Consider the following 21087-nt stretch of genomic DNA (forward strand, 5'->3'; position numbering starts at 1 on the left):
GAGGCGCGCGCTGGCCGAAGCCCGGTTCAGGAGAGCCCCGCCTGCCAGAACGTCCCCGGCGCCAGCGCCTTCGCATCGCCGACAAGGGCCGCGCCACCGGTCGCGGCGAGCACGTGAAACAAGGCGCTCGCCGCCGCCTCGGTGGCCGCCGGGGAAAGCCGCGGGATGCCGGCGCGGTAGGCGTCGCGCAACTTCTCGAGTTCGGCGGCGTTCGCAGCCCCCGTCAGCGGCGCAATGGCGTCCCATTCGGCGTCCGAGGTCGCGAGCAGCGCCTGCGCCTTGGCGGCGGCGGCGACGAAGCCATCGAGCAGCCCGCGATGGGCCTCGGCCCAGCGCGCCGAGAAAACATAGCCGACGAACGGCACCTCTGGCGCGATGCCAAGCCCCGCGACGGCGGCTTCCATCGCCAGCACGCGGCGCATGCCGGCGGCCTCGGCGCGGGCGGCGAAGGGCCAGAAGGTGAGTTCGGCATCGAGCCGGCCGGCCCGCAGCTCTTCTCCGAGCAGCGCCGGGGCGCCAAAACTCGGCCGCGTCGCGTGGGCGAGGTCGAGATGGTCGTGGCGCTCGGCATAGGCGCGCAGAATGAGCCAGCTTTTGTCGAGCGCGCTGCCGGCGACACCGAGCCGCTGGCCGGCGAGATCAGAGAGTGTGCGGATCGGCGAGGTTGCCGGCACGATCACGCTGCCGAGCGCGCTGGAAAACGGAATAAAACTCCAATCCGCGCCGCCGCCGCGCTGGCGTGCGACCCAGAGCCAATCCTGCACGATGAGATCGACTTCGCAGGCCTGAAGCGCGACTTGCGCCGCTGGCGAGCCGGCATAGGGGCGCATGTCGAGCGCGACCCCGGCTGCGGCATCAAAGCCGTGGCGACGCATGACATCGAGCGCCCAAGAGAAGGAGCCAAACCGCAAGACACCGATGCGCAGCGGCGGCCCGGCTTGCGCAAGGCGCGGTACGGTTGCCCCCAGCGCTCCGGCAAACGCGGTTTTCAGAACGGCACGGCGGCGCAGCATGCGGCTTCCTCCCACCCTCGCCTGATGATTCCGATGGCGAGCCGCGACTATGGTCGCGCAAAGCCGGCTTCTGTCAACGGCCGCGCGCAACTGAGACGCGGCGCCCATCACGGTGCCGGGAGGATGCGTTCCTCAAGCAGATAATCAAGGCCGCGCCGCCAGCTTTCATCGGTGTTGCCACGAATATCGACGCTGCCGGTGGCAAGCTTGCGGCCGCTATCGGCGTCTTCGATCACCAGATTGATGTTGAGGATCAAATCGCTCACTTTCTGCACCCAGCCATAGGCGACCTCGCTGGCGCCGAGGCGGCGCGCCAGCGGAAGCTCACAGCCATTGCAACGCATGATGTCCGGAAGCGTGGCGAGGGCGGCGCGGGCCGGGGCGGTGTCGAGCACCTGATAGCGGCCCGATTGCGCAAGGCGCGCGCGCAAGTCGCTGCCGAGCGCTGCGAGGCGAGCGCGCTCGGCGTCACTCGGTGGCGCCGGCGAGGTGTCGATCAGGGTAAAATCGAACACCGCGATCGTCGGCGGCGCCGCCATGGCCGGAAACCCAAAGACCAGGAGCGGAAAAATCAGCCCAAGCCGCGAAAATTTGTCCACAACGTCTCCCTCTGTTATGCCATGCCATAAGCCGGCAGCATGATGATGAACGCTCGCCCGCCCTGCGCACAAGAGCCCGCGCACAAGAGGAGGAGACGAATGGTTTTCCGCGCCCTGCGGATCGCGCTGGTTTTCGCCGCCGCCCTCGCCGGCACCGCCCGCGCCGAGGATCAGCCGGCGGCCAGCCCAGCGGCGCCGACGGCAGCCCCTTCGGGACAGATCGCGATCGTCTATCTCGCGCTCACGGTCAAGCGCAGCTTTCCCGAAAGCTATCTCGACCAGCCGCCCGCCGACGAAGGTCTCGCCGGCGCCAGCGTCGCGCTCGCCGACAACAACACCACCGGCCGCTTCACCGGCCAGGAATTCACCCTCGAGCCGGTGAGCGCGCCCGACGAGGCCGGGGTGATCGCGGCGTTTCGCGATCGGCTCGGCAAAGGGGCCCGCGCTTTCGTGACCGACGTGCCGGCGCCGCTTCTGCTCAAGCTCGCCGATTTGCAGGAAGCCCGCACCGCAACCCTGATCGATGCCACCGACAGCGATGACATGCTGCGCGCCGAAGGCTGCCGGCGGAATGTCCTGCATGTGTTGCCGAGCCGCGCCATGCTTGCCGATGCGCTGATGCAGTATCTCGTGGTCAAGAACTGGCGGCGGGTCATGCTGCTTTCCGGCCAGACCGAGGCCGATAAGCGCTATGCCGAGGCGATGCGGCGGGCTGCGAAAAAATTCCAGATCAAGATCGTCGCGGACAAGGCCTGGACCTTCAACCCCGCCGAACAACGCGCCGATACCGGGCATTTCGAGGTCAATACCGAAGTCGCCAACATCACCCAGGGCGTCGATTACGATCTCCTCGTGGTTGCTGATGAGGAAGACAATTTCGGCGACGAACTCGGCTATCGCGCGACGTTGGCGCGCCCGGTCGCCGGCACGCAGGGGCTGGTCGCGACGGCGTGGACGCGGGTTTACGATGAAACCGGCGCGACCCAGTTGCAAAACCGCTTTCTCCGCGCCGCCCATCGCTGGATGACCGAGCGCGATTACGGCGCCTGGATGGCGGTGCGCGCCTTCGGCGAGGCCGCCATCCGCACCCATAGCAGCGATCCCGCGGTGATCGGCGCTTATTTGCGCTCCCCGAAATTTGAGTTGGCGGCGTTCAAGGGCGAACGTCTCAGCTTCCGCGCCTGGGATGGGCAATTGCGCCAGCCGGTCTTGCTCGCCGATCCCCGCTCGCTGGTGTCGATTTCGCCGCAGCCCGGGTTTTTACACGAATTTTTCGAAACCGACACGCTCGGTGTCGATCAGCCGGAGAGCACATGCCATCTCAATTGACCCGCGGCTTCGCCGCGCTTTGCTGCCTGATTTTCGCCGCCGGTGCGGCGCGGGCGGATCATCTCTATGTGTCCAACGAGAAGGATAACACCGTCACGGTGGTCGACGCGGCAACCCTTGCGATCGTCAAGACGATCCCGGTCGGCGCGCGCCCGCGTGGCTTGCTGCTCGCGAAAGACCGCAAAAGCCTTTATGTCTGCACCTCGGATGCCGATCACATCGAGGAACTCGACCTCGCAACCCTCGCGGTGACCCGTACCCTCCAAAGCGGGCCCGATCCGGAAACCTTCGCGCTCAGCCCGGATGGCAAGACGCTTTATGTTTCCAACGAAGATGACAACGAGGTGTCGATCGTCGATGTCGCGACCGGAAGGATCAGCGGGGAAATTCCAACCGGCGTCGAGCCCGAAGGCATGGTGGTGAGCCCGGACGGCAAAACCATCGTCAACACCTCCGAGACCACCAGCATGGCGCATTTCATCGATGCCGCCTCCCATAAAATGATCGCGAGCGTGCTCGTCGGCTCACGCCCCCGCTTTGCCGCCTTCACCAAGGATGGTGATAAGGTCTGGGTTTCCTCCGAAGTCGGCGGCAATGTCTCGATCATCGATGTCGCCAGCCATAAAGTGATCCACACCATCACCTTTGCGATCCCGGGTGTGCCGGCGGAAACCATCCAAGCGGTCGGGATCAATTTGTCCCCGGATGGGAAATGGGGCTTCGTCGCCCTTGGCCCGGCCAATCGCATCGCTGTCGTCGATGCCGCGAGCTTTGCCGTGAAAAAATACCTGCTCGTTGGTCAACGCGTCTGGCACATGGATTTTTCCTTCGACGGCAAGACGCTCTATACCGCGAACGGGGTCAGCAACGATATGTCGGTGATCGATGTCGGGGAACTCAAGGTAACGAAATCGGTGCCGGTCGGCCATCTGCCCTGGGGCGTGGTTTATGGCCCGTGAGCACGGCGCGGAGTCGCCGGCGGCGCCACTGGTCGTTGAACGGCTGAGCCATGCTTTCGGCGCCCGCCAGGCGCTGAGCGACGTTTCGCTCTCTGTCGGCCAAGGCGACTTCACCGTTTTGCTCGGCCTCAACGGCGCTGGCAAAACGACTTTGTTCGCCTTGATCACTGGGCTTTATCACAGCCGCAAAGGCGCGATCCGTGTCTTCGGCCATGATCTCCAGAACGACGCACAAGCCGCGCTCCGGCGCATGGGTGTCGTGTTTCAGCAAGCGACTCTCGATCTCGATCTCACCATCGAGCAGAATTTATTCTATCATGCGGCGCTGCACGGCATGCCGCGCAGCACCGCGATGGCGCGCATCGACGAGGAGCTGGAGCGTGTCGGCCTTGCCGCGCGCCGGCGCGAGCGGGTGCGGCTGCTCTCCGGCGGCCAGCGCCGGCGCGTCGAACTCGCCCGCGCGCTGATCCATAATCCCTCGCTGCTGCTGCTCGATGAGCCGACGGTCGGCCTCGACATGGCGAGCCGGCAATTCCTGCTCGATCATGTGCGTGGGCTTTGCGCGAAAGAGGGGCTCGGCGTTTTGTGGGCGACCCATCTCATCGACGAAGCCGGGGCGGATGCGCGCATCGTCATTCTCCATCAAGGCCGGGTGCGTGCCGCCGGCGAACGCGCCGAGATCCTCGCCCGCGCCGGCGAAACCTCGCTCAAGGCGGCGTTCGACCGGCTGATCGCCGAGGACGCCACGGCGAGAGACGGGGCACGGCCATGAACGCGCGACATTATGGGCGGTGTCTCGCCGGCATCGTGCGGCGCGAGGCGCTGCGCTGGCTCAATCAGCGCGGGCGCTTCGTCTCCGCTTTGGTGCGGCCGTTGGTATGGCTTGCGATTTTTGCCGCGGGCTTTCATTTCGTGCTCGGCGTTTCGATCATTCCTCCTTACGAAACCTACATCCCCTACGAGGTCTATATCGCGCCCGGCCTTCTCGCGATGATCCAGCTGTTCAATGGCATGCAAAGCTCGCTCTCGATGGTCTATGATCGCGAGATGGGCAGCATGAAAACGCTGATGATCAGCCCGTTTCCGCGCTGGTTCCTGCTGGTCGCGAAATTGCTCGCCGGGGTCGCGGTCTCGGTGGTGCAGGCCTATATTTTCCTTGCCATCGCCTGGTTTTGGGACATCACGCCGCCGCTCAGCGGCTATGTCGCGGTGTTGCCGGCTCTCATCCTCGCCGGGCTGATGCTGGGGGCGCTCGGGCTCGTCTTGTCCTCCTTCATTCGCCAGTTGGAGAATTTTGCCGGCGTGATGAATTTCGTGATTTTCCCGATGTTCTTCACCTCCTCTGCGCTCTATCCGTTATGGCGCGTTCAGGAGGCGAGCCCGGCGATTTATTGGCTCTCCGAAATCAACCCCTTCACGCATGCGACAGAACTGATCCGCTTTGCGCTCTATGATCGTTTCAACGCCCTGTCGGCGCTGGTGGTTTGCGGCTATCTCGTGGTTTTCGTCGCGCTCGCGGTGTGGGGCTATGATCCGGGGCGCGGCCTGATGGCGCGCCGGGCTGGTGCGGAATGAGAGGAGTTTCGATGGTTTGCCGCAGCTTCTTGGTTTTCGTCCTGACCCTCGCGCTTGCTGCGAACGCAGTGGCCGCACCGCCCGCCGCTGACCCTGATTGGCCATGCCAGCAGCGCCTCGTGCCGCATCTCTCGCCTGCCACCTATTGGACCGGCCCGGCGCCGCCCGCAGGCGTTGACTGGCACGCCGATCCAAAGCTTTCGGCGCTGATCGAGGCGATCTCGCCGCGCGACGTTCCGACCGAAGACGGGATCGCCAAGCTCACCGCTTTTGCCCAAAGCCTCCCCGCGGCCGAACGCGCCAAGAGTGTGTCGCTGGCGTTCACCGCTCTCGTCGAGCAGACCAACGAAGAACGCGATGCGGTGATTGCGCGTCTCAAATCGCTCGGCGCTCGTCAGCGGTCGCTCGCCACGCGGATCGAGAGCGATGAGGCTGCGTTGCAGGCGATCCCGGCCGATGCTAGCGGCGATCAGGCGGCGGAGCGCGCCGGCATCACCGAGCGCCATGACCTTCTGGTGCGCAGCTACCATGATATCGGCGAGACCATCCGCTATGCCTGCCAGGTGCCGAGCGATCTCGATGCCCGCCTCGGTGCCTATGCCCGTGCGCTGCAAGCCCTGCTCGGCGCGCCGTGACGCGCCGGATCACAGCCACCAGATGCCAACCAGCAAGGTCAGGACGGTGAGTGGCGCGCCGATGACGAAATACTCCCAAAACCCGACGCGGATCCCCGCCGATGCCGCGCCCTGCACGACGATCAGATTGGCAACCGAGCCGAGCAGGGTGAAATTGCCAGCCAGCGTCGCCGCCATGGCGGTGATCAGCCAGGCGTGCTGCGGGTCGGCGAGCGGATCGATGAACGGCCGCAGCACCAAAACCGCCGGCACGTTGCTCACGATGTTGGAGAGCACGGCGACGACGATGGCAAGCGGCGCGGTGCGGTCGAGATGCCACGTCGCGACCATCGCGAGCGCGCGCGGGCCGATGAAGGCTGCCTGCAATCCGGCAACGACGATGAATAATCCCGCGAACATCAGCAAGAGCGGCCAATCGATCTCGGCGTAAAAACGCCTCGGCTTGAGCCCGCCGGTGAGCAGCATGATCCCGCCCGCGACCACCGCCGCCTCCGCCGGTGGCACGCCGGCAAAGAGGGCTGCAATCAGCCCGAGCAAAACGATCAGCGTCTTGCCGACCAGTGGCATGATGACGGCGCCGCGCGGGCCTTCGGCATGCAAATGCACGCGGACGAAAAATTCCCTGCGCCAGACAAGGGCGATCAACAGCATGGTCAGTAAAAGCCCGATCGCTGCGACCGGCGCCAAGGCGGACGCGAACGCGCGATAGGAAATCTGCGAGACGCTGCCGATGATCATGTTCTGCGGGTTGCCGGTGATGGTCGCGACGCTGCCGATATTGGAGGCGGTCGCGATGGCGATGAGATAAGGTTGCGGCCGGCGACCGAGACGGCGCGCGACATCAAGAACGAGCGGCGTCATCACCAGACAGATCGTGTCATTGACCATGAACGCCGAAAGCACGCCGGCAACCAGAACCACGACCGCAAGCAACAGCAAGGGGTGATGCGCACGCGCCACCGCCCAGCCGGCGATCAGCCGAAAGCCGCCGCCAAGGCGCAAGGACGCGACGACGATCATCATGCCGAGCAATAGCGCGATGGTGTCGAGATCGATCGCGCGATAGGCGGCTTCGCGCGAGAGCACACCGCAGGCCAGCATCAAGGCGGCGCCGAGAAACGCCGCCCCGGTGCGATCGATGCGAAAAAACGGCAAGCGTCCGAACGCCACGACGCCATAGGTCGCAGTGAAAATCAGCAATGCCGCGAGATGTGAAAAATCCATGGTTTCGGCTTAGCATCCGGCGCGGCCGCGCAACAACCCCGCCGAGCCGCTGACATCACACAACGAAACGGGGCTCGGAGAGATCGCTCCGAGCCCCGCGAAACCGTCAGATCGTCGCAGAGAGGCTACTTGATGATGATCTCGACCCGGCGGTTCTGTGGCTCGCGCACGCCATCGGCGGTCTGCACCAACGGATGGGTTTCGCCGAAGCCCTGGATATCGATGACGTTCTTCGGCACCCCGTCGCTGACCAGCTCGGCGGCGACGTTGTTCGCCCGCTCCAACGAGAGCTTCTGGTTGTATTTCGGCGTGCCGGAACGATCGGTATAGCCGTTGACCTCGATCCGCGTGTATTGCACCCGGGTCGATGCCTGCGCTGCCTCGGCGACGATCTGCTTGGCGCGATCGGTCAGGTCGGCCTTATCCCAGTCGAAGAACACGAGGTAGGTGCGGGCAGGGGCGGGAGCCGGCGCTGGGGTCGCGACCGGTGCCGGCGCGGGCGGCGGCGGCGGCGGCGCGGCGCCGAACGCATAGCGCACGCCGACGATGAATTCATGGTTGAATTCATTGCCGAAGTCGAGATTACCGCGGGCCACCGTCGCACCGCCGCTGGTCGTCGAGGCATGATAAGCCCCTTGCGGGTCCATCACGGCCAGCATCCGGTATTCGGTGGTCAGCGAGAGCCCAGGCACGGAGGCGATCGGGAAGGAAAGACCGACGATGCCCTGATAGGCAAAGCCACCGACGCTATTGCCGCCGCCCGACGTCACCGCGGGGTGATTGAGGTAGCTCTGGCTGAAGCCGCTCAGATTCATCATCTGGTAGCCGGCGCCGACACCGACATAAGGATAGACGAAATGCTCGTTGAAGCCGAGCAAGCTCGGGTCGATGTCGTAGAGGACATTGGCCATCATGCCGTAATTATCCTGCGCGCCCTTGAGGGCGGCGGGATTGCCGGGCCCGGTGCCCATGGATTGCAGCGAGTTGGAGCCGTAATCCCCCTCCAGCTCGACCCGGAAGCCCTTGAGCGCGCTATTCAGCGCCCCGAGGCCATAGCCGACATTGACCTCCCCGAGATAGCCCGGGTTGAACGCCGCCATGGCGTTACCGGTGCCGAGCGCCGTGGAATGATTGACGGTTTCATCCTGCATCAGGTTGAGACCGACACCACCGCCGACATAAAGCCCGTTGACGGGCTGGGCATGGGCGACAAAGGGAAATGCCAGCACCGATGCAGCCATTAGAGCAATGCGCAGCTTCATGTATCCTCTCCTCCGATAATTCCCACGCGAGCCGCGGGAAGAGGCTCATCCGCGCGATCGCGGTCTTGGGCCCAAGCGGTTAGATAGCCCTCTCATCCCGAAGTAGGAAGAGCGCGGCGCAGCATTCGCCTCTCTTGTGGTAAAAATGTCACAGCAGCACCACCCGACAGCGCCACCCTGAGGGGCCGCCGCGGGTAAAATAAAGCAAGGCCAATCAATGCCTTCCAGGCAATTTCGAGGCCAGCGGGGCGGGTGGCGCGATCATCATTCTGACGGAAATTTGCGGGGTTCGCCCTTTGTCACGCGCTTTTGGTTCACGCCACTGGCAGCGACCACGGCAAGGCATCGCGGCCCGGCGCGTAGCGGAGATTGCTCTGCGCCGGATTGCGGTTGACGAGATCGCGCGCATAAAGCGGGTGGCGAAGGCTGCGAACCTCGTGCTCGAGGGTGAAAAGCGGCGCGGTACTCTGCGGATCGACCAAAGTTTCGAAGCGATATTGATGCTGATCGCTCTCCTCGGTGATCAGCCCGCGCTCCCGAAGCCGCTGGTAGGGTGTCCCGAAATCATTGATATAGATCTGGATATGGTGGCCATCGAAGGGATCGAGCGGCTGGTCGGTCTCGCGGAACAACAGCGTCTGCTCGGCGCCGACGCGAACCCGCGCGAATACCCCCTCCTCGTCATCGCCGCTCTGCGCGAGGGCGCCTATGATGTCGCGATAGAAGGCGGCGATCCCGGCGGTTGTGCCTTGCGGCACCAGCAACGCGACATAAGCCATCCCGAGCTGGACCGCGCCGAAGGCCGGGCTCGGCTCATGACAGCGGATCCGGTTGCCCCAGGGGGAGACCGCCTCGAGATAGGTCGCGGTCTCCTGCACCGCAAAGGCGGTCCCGGCAAGATGGCTGGCAACCGCCTCAAGCCGCGCGCGAAGCGCCGCGCGATCGGGAATGACGAGCCCCGTCACCCCGCGCAGGCGCTGTGGCGCGCCGGACGGGAGGTGAAACTGGCTCCGCCCGACATTGACCCACATATTCTCAACCCCGGTCATCAGATAAGGGTCGCGGGTGAGGCCGAGGCCGGAGACGTAAAACAACGTCGCCAAACGCTGATCCGGCACTCTGGTATTGACGTGTTCGAGATGGACGATATTGCCGAGCGTCTCGGCCGCGCGATCATACGCCATGGCGTCGCATCCCCTTTTCCGCTTCCTCTCCGCGTCCTCCGGCGTTACCGATCCGGTTCCATCCGCGCCTAAGCCAAGCGCGATGCGCCCGCGCCGTCAATCATTTTCGGTGGTTCGGTTTTTGTGACGAAAGCGCGCGGATTGCCGCCGCCGCATTTCGCGCGCCGGCGCTGCGGGCGCGGGCGCCGTCGCCATCCGGCTTGGCGGGGGCAACCAGCGCATGCCAAGCGGCGCGCCGGCGCGGCGCTTGGACGCTGAGCGTTGCCGTGGCGAGGTAAGCCGCATGCGCCGCATGCGCCAGGCGCGCGGCGAGCGCCGGGTCGCGGATCAGGCGAGCGACCGCCTGATACCAGGCTTCCTCGGCATTCTCGACCAGCCATCCCCCCTGACCATCGGCGAGCGAGCCGCGATAGGCGGGCACGTCGGAGGCGAGAACGGCAAGGCCGAGTGCCGCGTAATCAAACGCCTTGATCGCCGATTTGGCGTCATTGAAGCGGCTGGCGGCGAGCGGGGCGAGGCCGAGATGCCAGCCCGGCCGGCCAGCGAGCCAGGCGATGAAGCCGGGATAGCTCTCGCCTCGTCCCGGCGGCGGTGCGATGCGTTGAATCCCCGCCGGCAGATCGTCATGCGTCATGCCGCAGACCTCGATCTCGACGCGTTCGCCGAAATCCTCCGCAAGACGGGCGAGCGCCCCGGCGATGAGGCGAAAATCCGCGTCATGGGTCGTGGTCCCCATCACCAGGATGCGCAATGCCCCGCCAGTGCGCGCCGCCGGCCGCGCCTGCCAGAGCCGCTCATCGAGCCCGTTCGCAACCACCGCCACCCCCCCGCGCCGCACCCCCCGGTGCTCGGCCAGGCGGTCGCGCAAAACCGCGGTGGAGACCGTCACATGATCGGCCTCGCCCACCATGCGCGCGACCGCGGCGCCGCGCGGCGCGAGCACATCCGCTTCGGGGTGCTCGCGCGGGATCGCCAGCAGATCATCGTCGAGATCATAGACGAGACGCATGCCAAACCGCCGGCAATGCGCGCCGAGCGCCGCCGCCATATCGAGATCGGTGACGGCGTAACGATGGGTCGCGAGCACATCCGCGCGGAGATGGAGCGCTTCCTCGGGGCTCGCGTGGGTCACTTCGATCGCGGCGGCGATCTCGGGGTGGTCGAGCGGGAGCGCAAGACGGATATAGGCGCAGGGGCTCAGCACCCCGCCGGCGAGGCGCTCGGGCACCAGGATGACGGTGAGCTTGCCCGGCCGCCGCAAATCGCGCGGCGCGCTGTCGGGTGGCGTCTCGCGCCTCGCCGGGGCCGGGCGCGGCGCGGCGAGCAGCGGCGCGAGATAATCGGCCTCGTAAAAATCTGCCTCCTGGCGCCGCGGCCCGGCGCGCGGCACCTGCCCGCTGGCGATTTGGTCGCGAAGGGCGGCGAACGCCGCGCGCCAGGCCTCGGGTGGCGCATCCGGCGGCACCAGCCAGGTGAGCGGTCGGCCGGCGAGGCGCTCGGGAAACGCCCCGATTTTCGAGGCGACGATCGGCAGACCGCTCGCGATCGCAGCACTCAGGGTATAGCTCCAGGTCTCCGGCCACTGCGCCGGGAACCACAGCGCATGCGGGCGGAGCTTGGCGATGAGCCCCGGCAGGTCGGCCTCGGCGTATTCCCCGCTCACCGTCAGCCGCTCGGCGAGCGGCGCCGGCAGCGGCGCCTCGGGATAACCGATCAGATGCAGCTCGATCTCCGTCGCCATCGTCGCCGCCAGCGCGGCCACCGCCGGCAGCCCCTTTTGGTTCGCGAGCACGCCGAGGAGCGCAACACGCAGCGCCCGCCGGCGCGCCCGCGCCGGCGGCAGGGGATTGATGCGGAGCGGCCAATGCGGCCCGGCCACCCGTTCATGCGGCGCCACCACCGCACGCCCGGCGAGGCCATAACGCGCAAGCCGCGACCGCACATCCTCGCTCGGACACAAAACCCGGTCGGCTTCGGCGAACAGGAACCGATAGCGCGCCCGCCACGCCAAAATGTCGCGCGCGCCGTGCGCCGGGCGGGCGGCGATGCAGGCGTTGCAAACCGCCGGCCCCGGCTCGCCGCAATAATGGGCATCGAGCCAGGGCAGCAAATTCACCTGCGGACAGATCGTGTAATAATCATGCACCGTGAAATCGAACGGCACATCGAGGCGGCGCAGCAAGGGCGCGAGATCGGCGTCATAAAACCGCATCAGATGATGCACATGCACCCGGCGCACGGCGAAGTTTTTGAGCAGGACGACGAGATCGTCGATCTGGTCGGCGGTCATGGCAAGTTTGGGATGGCCGGGAAAGCCCGGGATACTGAGCTTGAAACCGCCCGCTTCGGGGTGCAGCAGCAGCAGGTTGGCACGCCCCTCGAGGCGCTCCGCGAGCGTCTCGAGGTGGCGCTCGATGCCGCCGCCGAGATCGTGGCTTATCATCAGGATGGTCGGCGACCCCGAGCGGCGGAACAGTTCCGCACTCAGGGCAAAGCGCGCCGAATCGGCAACGCCGAAGCGCACCCAAAGGCTGATCGTGCGGGAAAAATGCGGATAGCGCTCGTTGATGCGGCGCACGCCCTCGTCGCGCGCCTCCGAGCCGCTGCCAAAACTCACCTCGCCGGCGTGATAGATGAAAACATCGCAGGCGAGCAGATGGCGCCAGCCGCGGGCGCTGGCGCGCAGACAGAAATCGACCTCCTCGCCATAGCCATGGCCGAAATAATCGCGGTCGAAATCGCCGATCTCCTCGATCGCGGCGCGGCGGACATACATGCAAGAGCCGACGGTGACCGGAATATCCACCGCGCGCCCGACATTGACGGCGCGCGTTGCGGCATCGATCGCGGCGAAATCGAGAGGCGGGGGGAGTTCGCCGCCGTCGAGATTGGGATAGGAGCAAATCGTCGCGTTGTTGGAAAATGGCGAGACGGTGGCGATCCGCGCCCCGCCGTAAGCGTGCGCGGCGAGACGTTTGAGCCAGCCGCGTGGCACCTCGGTATCGCTGTTGAGCAGGACCACGTCCCGGTCACCGGCCGCTTGGATGCCGCGATTGACGGCGGCGACGAAGCCGAGATTGCGCGGCGGCCGAATGAGGCGGATCGCCCCGGTCTCGTTCAGCCGATCGAGCCAAGCCGAAAGCGCCGGCTCGGGCGAGCAATCATCGATGACGATGACATCGCCGAGTGGCGCCGCAAGGTCGGCAAGCACCGCGGCGAGACAACGCCGCGTCTCCCCCAATCCGCGATAGACCGGGATGACGACATCGACGAGAAGCCCCGGCGGCAGCGCCGGCGCCGGGCCGGGCGATGGCAGATAGGCGGCGAGATCGAAGCCGCGGGCCGTCGGGAAACCTTGCGCCGCGCCATGGGTCGCGTGGAAAAACAGCGGATTGCCCGCCGCCTCGGGATGAAGAAACACATAATAGGCAGCGTCGAAGCGCGGATGCGGGTTGCGCAACTCACTCGCGCCGAATTGGAGATAATGGAGAAATGGCGGGATGCCGGCGGCGGCGACATCGGGGTAGGTCTGGCGATACCATTGGCTGTCGAAAAACCGGTTCGGATCGCGGCCCTCGGCGAGACCGAAGGAGAGATAATGTGAAAGCGGATCGATCCCGGTATTGGCGATATCCGGATAGTGTGACCGATACCACTCGCCGTCGAAGATCGCCCGAATGATGTCTTCGAAGGTGGTTATTCTGATCACCGGCCGGGCACCACCATCGCTTTCAGAACAAGCCCTGAAATAGCCCAGGATTTTGTGCCTTGAGGATGGGAATGGGACCATCGGTCAGGCTTTTGCCGGACGCTTTCGCCGCCTTGATCCGCGCCGCTTCGGCGGCCGCGTCCAGCGTCTCGGGCACCGGCTGTGCGCGCGGGCGCCAGAAGTCGATCACGTCGGACAAGCCGCGCGCGGTGCTGCGCTCGTCGGCGCTATTGTCGACGAGGACGCGGATGTTTTTTGGCGCGGGCGGACCGGCGGCTTTGAGCAGCGCCTCCTCGCCCGCCGAAGGCTTGGCCGCCGCCGACGCGGCGAGAGCGAGCTGCGGCGCCAGCACCGCCTCCGCCTGCTGGCGCAAGCTCTGCTGCGGCGGGCCGGACGCCTCGGGATTCGGTGGGACGAGATTGTCGGTTTTCGGCATCTCGAGCGGCGTGCGCGTCGTCACCTCGAATTCGAACGGGACATCGACGAGACCGCCAAATGTCTGCGCAACATCGTTGCCGCCATGATCGCAGCCAGCGAGAGCAAAAACAGCGAGAAGAGGAAGAAATATTTTAGTCAATAAAGAAGTAGAGTCTTCTTTTTCTGAAGAAAAAGAAGCAAAAAGACGTTTGTCTGTTAGGCAGCGCCGACGGCGCTGCCCGCTCCGAAGAAACGGGACAAAAGTTTTTTGGTTCTTTTTTTCAAAAAAGAACAATTTCCCTAAATCCCTTATACGGTTGCGTCCACGCTCGCTAAGTTTAGCGCCCATTTTCAATGCCGGCGAGATTTTTAGCATCGGGACGCCGGCGCAGCCCCTCCAGAAGCAGGACAGCGACGCCGCAGACGATGGCGGAGTCGGCGACGTTGAAGACATACCAGGAAAGATGCCCGATATGGGCCTGGATGAAATCGACCACGGCGCCGAAACGCAGCCGATCGATGATATTGCCGACCGCGCCACCGGCGATGGCGCCGAGCGCGCCGGCGACCAGCGCGTTTTCGGCGCGGCTGAGCCAAACGCCAAGCGCGGCGACGATGACGAGGGCGCCGAACACCAGGGCCGGGCTCGCCCAGGCGCCGAGCCCGTTCAGCATCCCGAAAGTGACGCCACGGTTCCACACCAGAACGAAATTCAGCACCGGCAAAAGCACCAGCGGGCCGCGCGCAGCGAGAGCGAGGCCATGCAGCACCCAGAGCTTGCTCGCCTGATCGAGCGCCAGCACGATAAGGGCGACGGCGAGCCCGAGCGCGAGGCGCCGCCCCTTCATGCCGCTGCCGCGCGGCACACCAGCCCCGATTCCACGGCATCGGCGCAGCGGCGGCAGAGTTTCGGGTGTTTTTTGTTCTCGCCGACCTCTTCGAGCACTTTCCAACAACGCGCGCATTTCTGGCCGGGGGCGGAGGTCGCGCCGAAACTCAGCCCGTTGGCCGAGGATGCGAATTGGACTTTTGAGACGATCAGCACATCCGCCCAGGTGTCGGCATCGAGCAGCGTCTCGCGTTCTGTCTCAGAGGGCAGAATGGCTCCGGCTTCGAGCGATGACCGGAGTCTTCCTTCGCTGCGCTCCCTTTCTATCGAGAGCGTTGTCATTCCGCGCCACTCGCGAATTTTTTCCCACCGCGCCGCGAGCACCTCATCGCGCCACTCGGCCGGCATCTCGGGAAAAGTTTCCAGATGCACGCTGTTCTCCTCGCCAAAGCGCGCGCACCACGCTTCCTCCGCGGTGAAGCAGAGCACCGGTGCGAGCCAAGTGCAGAGCGCGCGATGGAGATGATCAAGAACGGTGCGGGCGGCGCGGCGGCGCGGGCTATCGGGCCGGTCGCAATAGAGCGAGTCTTTCCGAATATCGAAATAAAACGCCGAGAGGTCGTTTGCGCAGAAGGTATGGATTTCGGGATAGATTCCAGTCCAGTCATAGGTCTCAACGGCGCGGCGGATGCGGGTGTCGAGTTCGGTCAGGCGATGGAGGATATAGCGCTCGAGTTCCGGCATCTCGGCATACGCGACCCGCTCGTCCTCGGAAAATCCATCGAGACAGCCGAGCAGCCAACGCAGCGTGTTGCGGAGCCGCCGATAAAGCTCGGCCTGCTGCTTCAAGATTTCGCGGCCGATGCGCAAATCCTCGGTGGTGTCTGACATCATCACCCAAAGGCGCAAAATATCGGCGCCATAGTCCTTCATCACCTCCTGCGGGGCGACGACATTGCCGAGCGATTTCGACATTTTCCGCCCCTGCTCGTCGAGCACGAAGCCATGCGTCAGCACCGCCTTGAACGGCGCCCGCCCGCGCGTCCCCACCGACTCGAGGAGCGAGGAATGGAACCAGCCGCGATGCTGATCCGATCCCTCAAGATAAAGATCGGCCGGCCAGGGGAGGTGGCGCGCTTCCAAGACGAACGCATGGGTTGAGCCGCTCTCGAACCAGACATCGACGATGTCCGTGACCTGCTCGTACTCGGCCGGGTCGTAGTTTTTGCCCAAGAATCGTTCGGGCGGCGAAGCATACCAGGCATCGGCGCCTTCGGTCTCGAACGCGGCAACGATGCGCGCCATCACCTCGGGATCACGGAGCGGCTCGCCGCTCGCGCGGTGGACGAAGACGGCAATCGGGACGCCCCAGGCGCGCTGGCGCGAGATGCACCAGTCCGGCCGCGCGGCGACCATCGCGCCGATGCGATTGCGCCCTTGCTCCGGGACAAAATGGGTTTCGGCAATCGCTTGCAGCGCTTTTTCGCGGATTTTTTCCTCGCCATCCATGCGGATGAACCATTGCGGCGTTGCGCGGAAAATCACCGGCGCTTTCGAGCGCCAGGAATGCGGGTAGGAATGGACGAATTCCTCGCGTCCCAGCAACGCGCCGGCCTTCTGTCCGGCCTTCCGTCTGGCCTTCTTTAACTCCTCGCAAACGCGGTCTGCGGCTTTGTAAACGTGCAAGCCAGCAAACAGCGGCACCCATTCGTTGAACGTGCCATCCGGCCCGACGGTATCGGGAATCGTGAGATTCTTATCGCGACCAAGCTCAAAATCATCCGGACCATGCCCGGGCGCGATATGGACGAAGCCGGTGCCTTGCTCGGCGGTGACAAAGCCGGCCGCTATCAACGGTATCAATCCTGCATAACCATAATTGACGGCTTCTTTTCCCGGAGCCGCCCCCAAAGGATATCCGTCTAAAGGATGATCGCATGTGATCGCCGCCATTTCCGGGCCATTACCAGGCATTTCTCGGATAATGTCATAGCCCGTTATGCCAACGGCGCCGCAAAATTGCGCCAGGAGATCCCTGCCCACCAACAGCTTCTCGCCAACGATCGCCAGAGATCCCGGCGCGATACCTGTCACCGTGATCAAGGCGTATGTCATGCGCTCATTGAATGCGATCGCTTCGTTGCCGGGTATCGTCCACGGCGTCGTTGTCCAAATGACGATCGAACTTCCATGCAGGTCCTCATTTGAGCCCCTGGAGGAATGTCCGTCATAGTGGCTGGTTGCTCGTACAATCGGAAACCTGACCCAGATCGCCGTCGATTTATGATCGTGATACTCGATCTCGGCCTCAGCGAGCGCGGTTTTTTCCACCGGCGACCACATCACCGGGCGCAAGCCACGATAGAGCGCGCCGTTCATGAGAAACTTGCCGATTTCGGCAACGATCGCGCTTTCCGCCGCATAATCCATCGTCGCGTAACGATGCGCGAAATCGCCCTCGACGCCGAGGCGTTTGAATTCCTCGCCCTGGACCTGCATCCAATGCGCGGCATAGGCGCGGCACTCGGCGCGGAAATCGAGGATCGGGACGGCATCCTTGTCGCGGCCGGATTTGCGGTATTCCTCCTCGATCTTCCATTCGATCGGCAGACCATGACAATCCCAGCCCGGGATATAATCGGCGTCAAACCCCGCCATTTGACGGGTGCGATTGATGACATCCTTCAGAATCTTGTTGAGTGCCGTCCCGATATGAAGATTGCCGTTGGCATAGGGCGGCCCGTCATGGAGGATGAATTTTTTCCGCCCCGAGGAGGCCGCGCGGATTTTCTCAAAGAGCCCGATCGCTTGCCAGCGGGCGAGGATTTCCGGCTCGCGCCGCGGCAGATCGGCGCGCATCGGAAAGCCGGTGCGGGGCAGGAACACTGTTGCGCGATAATCCATCTCGCGATCGGCTTCGGGGGGGGGATTTTCGGTCATCATCGTCTCCGGGGCGCGAAACTATGCGAATGCGCTGCGATCGCGGTCAAGCGCGGCGCGGGCGGCGGCGGCATCGGCGGCGATCTGCGCCTGCAACGCCGCGAGATCGGGGAATTTGCGCTCCTCGCGGAGATAGGCGATGAGGCTGACGGTGATTGTCTCACCGTAGATATCCTCTGCAAAATCAAAAAGATGCGCTTCCAGCCGGGTTTCCGGATCGCCGCCGAGCGTCGGCCTGCGGCCAAGATTGGCAACCCCCTCGAGACGCCTGCCATCGGCCAGCGTGACACGCACGGCATAGACCCCGCGCGCCGGCTCCAAAACCGGCCCGAGCGGCAGATTGGCGGTCGGGAAGCCGAGCAAGCGGCCGCGCGCATCGCCATGCGCGACCACCCCCTCGATCGCGAAGGGGCGGCCGAGAAGCGCGCCCGCGCGCTCCGGGTAGCCATCGCGCAGCAGGCGGCGGATGCGGCTCGAGGAAATCCGCCCCTCCGCGTCCGCGAGCGGCGGGACGATCGAAAGCCCGATGCCGAGCGCCTCGGCGCGCGCCGCGAGCAGCGCGACATCGCCGCCACGTCGGTGCCCGAAGGCGAAATCCGGCCCGCAGGCGAGATGGCGCGCACCAATCCCCGCCGCCAGCACCTCGCCGATGAACGCGTCGGCCGAGAGATCGCTGAAGGCGCGATCGAAACGGAGTTCGTAGAGCAGGCGAACCCCGTGCTCGCCGAGCAGCCGCGCCCGCAACGCGCTCGGGGTGAGCCGGAACGGCGGATCATCGGGGCGGAAGACCTCGCGCGGATGCGGCTCGAAGGTGAGCACCGCGAGCGGCGCATCGGGGCGGGCGGCGTGGGCGGCGGCGATGACCTGGGCGTGGCCGAGATGGACGCCATCGAAATTGCCGAGCGCGACGCTCGCGCCTCGTGCGTCCGGCGGCAGGTCACGCCAGTCATGAAAAATGCGGATCACGTCGCGTCTCTGTTCCTGAGCCATGCGAGCCTCTAGCCGGCTCGGCCGAGGCGTTTCTCTCGCCCCTTGCGGCGCGCAAGGCAAGGCCCTATTCGCCGGTCGGCGTGCTCGGTCGGAGCAAAACGCCATGGCAATCGGACGATGGCAACCCATATCGAGCGGTTGGACCGCGGCCGATCCGGCCGGAAAGGTAAGGAAGAAGAGAGGATTGGCCGGTATGCGGCGATTTTCGTGGTTGCTTCTCGGGGGTGTTTTGTTGCCGTTTGCGGCCGGCGCCCAGCCCATCGAGGGGCTTTACGTCTCCGGCGGCGCTGGCGCCAATCTTTTGATGAATCAGCCGCTTACCCCGTCGCCCGCGCTCGGCGCGCTCGGCGGCGGCAATCTGCAATATAACGCCGGCGCGGCGTTCGAGGGCAGCGTTGGCTACGGCTTCGGCAACGGTTTCCGCCTCGAACTCGAAGGCGACGAGATGATGAACTCGCTCTCGGCGCGGGCCGGCGCCCTGCTGCCGAGCACGGTTTCCGGCTCGACGCAGGATTATGGCTTCATGGCCAATGCCTTGTTCGATCTCGATATCGGGTCGCGTTACGTTTTCCCCTATTTCGGCGTCGGCCTCGGCTATCAATGGACCAATTTCGGCAATCTCCGGGTCACGACGCCGGCCGCCGGCAGCGACTTCACCGGCAACGGCACGGCGGGGAGCCTCGCCGGGCAGGGTATCGTCGGCCTTTCCTTCCCCGTCCCGCACGTGCCGGGGCTTTCGATCACCACCGAATACCGCTTCCTCGGCCTGATCGGGCCCGAGCATTTCGGCGCGACGCTAGGGCCGATCGGCGGCGCTGGGCGCGCCATCGGCACCCAGGAGGTCTCCGACAACCTCAATCAGATGTTCATGGTGGGGCTGCGTTACGCATTCTCGGTCAAGCCGCCGCCGCCGATCACCCCGGCGGCCGCCAGCCCGCCGCCGGCAGCCCCCGCGCCGGCGCCGGCGCGGACTTATCTCGTGTTCTTCGATTGGGATCGCGCTGACCTCAGCGACCGCGCCCGGCAAATCATCGCCGAAGCCGCCGCCAATGCCGCCCACATCGCCGAGACCCGCATCACCGTGAACGGCTACACCGATCGGAGCGGGAGTGCCACCGCCAATCAAGCGCTATCGCTGCGCCGCGCCAACGCCGTCGCCGCCGAGCTGGTGCGTGACGGGGTCGCGAAGGACACGATCACCATCAAGGGCTTCGGCGAGACCCACCCGCTGGTTGCGACCGCCGCCGGCGTGCGCGAGCCACAAAACCGGCGCGTCGAAATCATCATCGGCAACGAGGCGGAAGACGCGAAAAAGCCTCAGACATAATTGGCGAGCGAGAGGCTCTGGACGCTGGCGATGAGTTTATAAGAGGCCTGAAGCTGCGTTTGCACCATGGTGAGGTTGGAGAGCGTCTGCGCCATGTTGACGTCCTGGACCGAGCTGACCTGGGTTTTCAGCGCGGTGGTGACATTGCCGAGCGTGGTGCTGGTCGCGGTCAGGCTGTCCTGGGTCGCGCCCAGCCCGCCTTCCTCGTTGGCCATGGCGCTGATCGCGCCGGTGAGCGAGGTTTGGATGTCGCTGATCAGGCCGGTAAATCCCGCGGCGCTGGCGCTGGCAGGGGTGAGCGAGCCAACCATCGCCAGCGCATTCATGAGATCGCGCGTGTAGGATCCGGTGGTGTAAGGACCGCTTGACGTGGCATAGGTGTTGGCGCTGGCGAGCAGGCCAACCGAGGTGCTTTGGCCGGGCCCGGTCTCAACGGTCGCCTGGAAATTCGCTGGTGGCGGCGAAAGGGCGGCGGAAAATGGCGAGGTGCCGCCGGCCGTGGGCAAAGTGTTGGAACTCGCGACACTGAGCGAGGTTGCCATGGTGGTGGCGGCGCCATTGGTCGCAAGTCCGGCCACCGCCGCCTGGATCTGGGTGAAAAACGGCGAGGAGAGGATAGCGCCGGGATTGGGCACCGGCGGATTGCTCGCGTCTTGTCCCGCGAAAATATAGTTCGTGCCGTTCTGCGTGTTGAGGAGATTGGCGACCTGCTGGAGATCGTTCTGCGCTTGCTCGGCGAGCGTCGAGATCGAGGTGCCGGTAATGTTGTCGAGCTGCGAGGAAATCCCGGAGGCGATCTTGCTCAACTGGTTCATCACCGTCTGGGTGATGCCGATCGTGGTATTCGCGGACGTGATGTTGGCGACATAGGTGTTGTTCTGCGCGATCTCGGTATTGAGATTGAGATCGGTCAGGGCATTGGCGCCGAGGCCGGAATAGGTCTGCGAGATATTGCCGGTCGATGCCTGCTGCGCCAGGGCATCGAGCTGGGTTTGCACCGTGCTCGCGCCCTGGACCAATTCGCCGAGCATCCCGTAGGATGAAGGCGCAAGCGCATAATTGCTGGAAATCGCGCCGCTCATCGGTCATCCCTCT

The 21087-nt window shown here is 65.0% G+C and carries 17 protein-coding genes; 6 read left to right on the plus strand and 11 right to left on the minus strand.

Features of this window, described 5'->3' with window-relative positions:
- Window positions 1-26: 26 nt before the first annotated feature.
- A complete protein-coding gene (locus DEF76_RS05050) occupies window positions 27-1013 on the minus strand; it encodes an ABC transporter substrate-binding protein (RefSeq protein ID WP_114911391.1) in 987 nt (328 codons plus the stop codon).
- A gap of 107 nt (window positions 1014-1120) precedes the next feature.
- A complete protein-coding gene (locus tag DEF76_RS05055) occupies window positions 1121-1612 on the minus strand; it encodes a DUF3280 domain-containing protein (protein WP_205216114.1) in 492 nt (163 codons plus the stop codon).
- A 99-nt stretch (window positions 1613-1711) separates the two neighbouring features.
- On the opposite strand from DEF76_RS05055, the gene DEF76_RS05060 reads away from it, so the two are divergent.
- From DEF76_RS05060 to DEF76_RS05080, 5 genes are read left to right on the plus strand one after another with little or no spacing between them, the layout of a single operon-like run.
- On the plus strand, window positions 1712-2941 hold the full coding sequence (locus DEF76_RS05060; protein WP_114911392.1) for an ABC transporter substrate-binding protein: 1230 nt from the start codon (window positions 1712-1714) through the stop codon (window positions 2939-2941).
- On the plus strand, window positions 2926-3900 hold the full coding sequence (locus DEF76_RS05065; protein WP_114911393.1) for a PQQ-dependent catabolism-associated beta-propeller protein: 975 nt from the start codon (window positions 2926-2928) through the stop codon (window positions 3898-3900). Before DEF76_RS05060 ends, DEF76_RS05065 begins: the two co-directional genes overlap by 16 nt.
- Window positions 3890-4672, plus strand: coding sequence for an ABC transporter ATP-binding protein (locus DEF76_RS05070; RefSeq protein ID WP_114911394.1), 783 nt, complete (start codon window positions 3890-3892; stop codon window positions 4670-4672). Before DEF76_RS05065 ends, DEF76_RS05070 begins: the two co-directional genes overlap by 11 nt.
- The gene (locus DEF76_RS05075; RefSeq protein ID WP_114911395.1) at window positions 4669-5475 is read left to right on the plus strand and encodes an ABC transporter permease; all 807 of its coding nucleotides are present in this window, start codon (window positions 4669-4671) and stop codon (window positions 5473-5475) included. The genes DEF76_RS05070 and DEF76_RS05075 overlap by 4 nt, the downstream gene beginning before the upstream one ends.
- An 11-nt stretch (window positions 5476-5486) precedes the next feature.
- Window positions 5487-6110, plus strand: coding sequence for a hypothetical protein (locus tag DEF76_RS05080; protein ID WP_114911396.1), 624 nt, complete (start codon window positions 5487-5489; stop codon window positions 6108-6110).
- 9 nt (window positions 6111-6119) lie between these two features.
- On the opposite strand, the gene DEF76_RS05085 is transcribed toward DEF76_RS05080, so the two are convergent.
- The 8 genes from DEF76_RS05085 to DEF76_RS05120 form a co-directional block, all read right to left on the minus strand.
- Entirely contained in the window at window positions 6120-7334 is a 1215-nt protein-coding gene (locus DEF76_RS05085; RefSeq protein ID WP_114911397.1) for an anion transporter, read from the minus strand.
- Window positions 7335-7459: 125 nt separating this feature from the next.
- Entirely contained in the window at window positions 7460-8596 is a 1137-nt protein-coding gene (locus tag DEF76_RS05090) for an OmpA family protein (RefSeq protein ID WP_114911398.1), read from the minus strand.
- 314 nt (window positions 8597-8910) lie between these two features.
- Window positions 8911-9780: a VOC family protein gene (locus DEF76_RS05095; protein WP_114911399.1), complete on the minus strand. Its 870-nt coding sequence runs from the start codon at window positions 9778-9780 to the stop codon at window positions 8911-8913.
- Window positions 9781-9880: 100 nt separating this feature from the next.
- On the minus strand, window positions 9881-13489 hold the full coding sequence (locus DEF76_RS05100; protein WP_162800485.1) for a glycosyltransferase: 3609 nt from the start codon (window positions 13487-13489) through the stop codon (window positions 9881-9883).
- Window positions 13490-13511: 22 nt separating this feature from the next.
- Window positions 13512-14282 carry a DUF3035 domain-containing protein gene (locus DEF76_RS05105; protein ID WP_162800486.1) on the minus strand — a complete coding sequence of 257 codons (771 nt, stop codon included), beginning with the start codon at window positions 14280-14282 and terminating at the stop codon, window positions 13512-13514.
- The gene (gene lspA / locus DEF76_RS05110) at window positions 14245-14772 is read right to left on the minus strand and encodes a signal peptidase II (protein WP_240319111.1); all 528 of its coding nucleotides are present in this window, start codon (window positions 14770-14772) and stop codon (window positions 14245-14247) included. The genes DEF76_RS05105 and lspA overlap by 38 nt, the downstream gene beginning before the upstream one ends.
- On the minus strand, window positions 14751-17675 hold the full coding sequence (gene ileS, locus DEF76_RS05115) for an isoleucine--tRNA ligase (protein WP_114913681.1): 2925 nt from the start codon (window positions 17673-17675) through the stop codon (window positions 14751-14753). Before ileS ends, lspA begins: the two co-directional genes overlap by 22 nt.
- Window positions 17676-17696: 21 nt before the next feature.
- Window positions 17697-18641, minus strand: a complete 945-nt coding sequence (locus DEF76_RS05120) for a bifunctional riboflavin kinase/FAD synthetase (protein WP_114911402.1) — start codon at window positions 18639-18641, stop codon at window positions 17697-17699.
- A gap of 217 nt (window positions 18642-18858) precedes the next feature.
- Here DEF76_RS05120 and DEF76_RS05125 point away from each other — a divergent pair, with 217 nt between their 5' ends.
- A complete protein-coding gene (locus tag DEF76_RS05125; RefSeq protein ID WP_114911403.1) occupies window positions 18859-19992 on the plus strand; it encodes an OmpA family protein in 1134 nt (377 codons plus the stop codon).
- On the opposite strand, the gene DEF76_RS05130 is transcribed toward DEF76_RS05125, so the two are convergent.
- Window positions 19983-21074, minus strand: coding sequence for a flagellin (locus tag DEF76_RS05130; protein ID WP_114911404.1), 1092 nt, complete (start codon window positions 21072-21074; stop codon window positions 19983-19985). The genes DEF76_RS05125 and DEF76_RS05130 overlap by 10 nt on opposite strands.
- Window positions 21075-21087: the final 13 nt, after the last annotated feature.

It is taken from the genome of Acidibrevibacterium fodinaquatile (assembly GCF_003352165.1).
Classification (GTDB): Bacteria; Pseudomonadota; Alphaproteobacteria; order Acetobacterales; family Acetobacteraceae; genus Acidibrevibacterium; species Acidibrevibacterium fodinaquatile.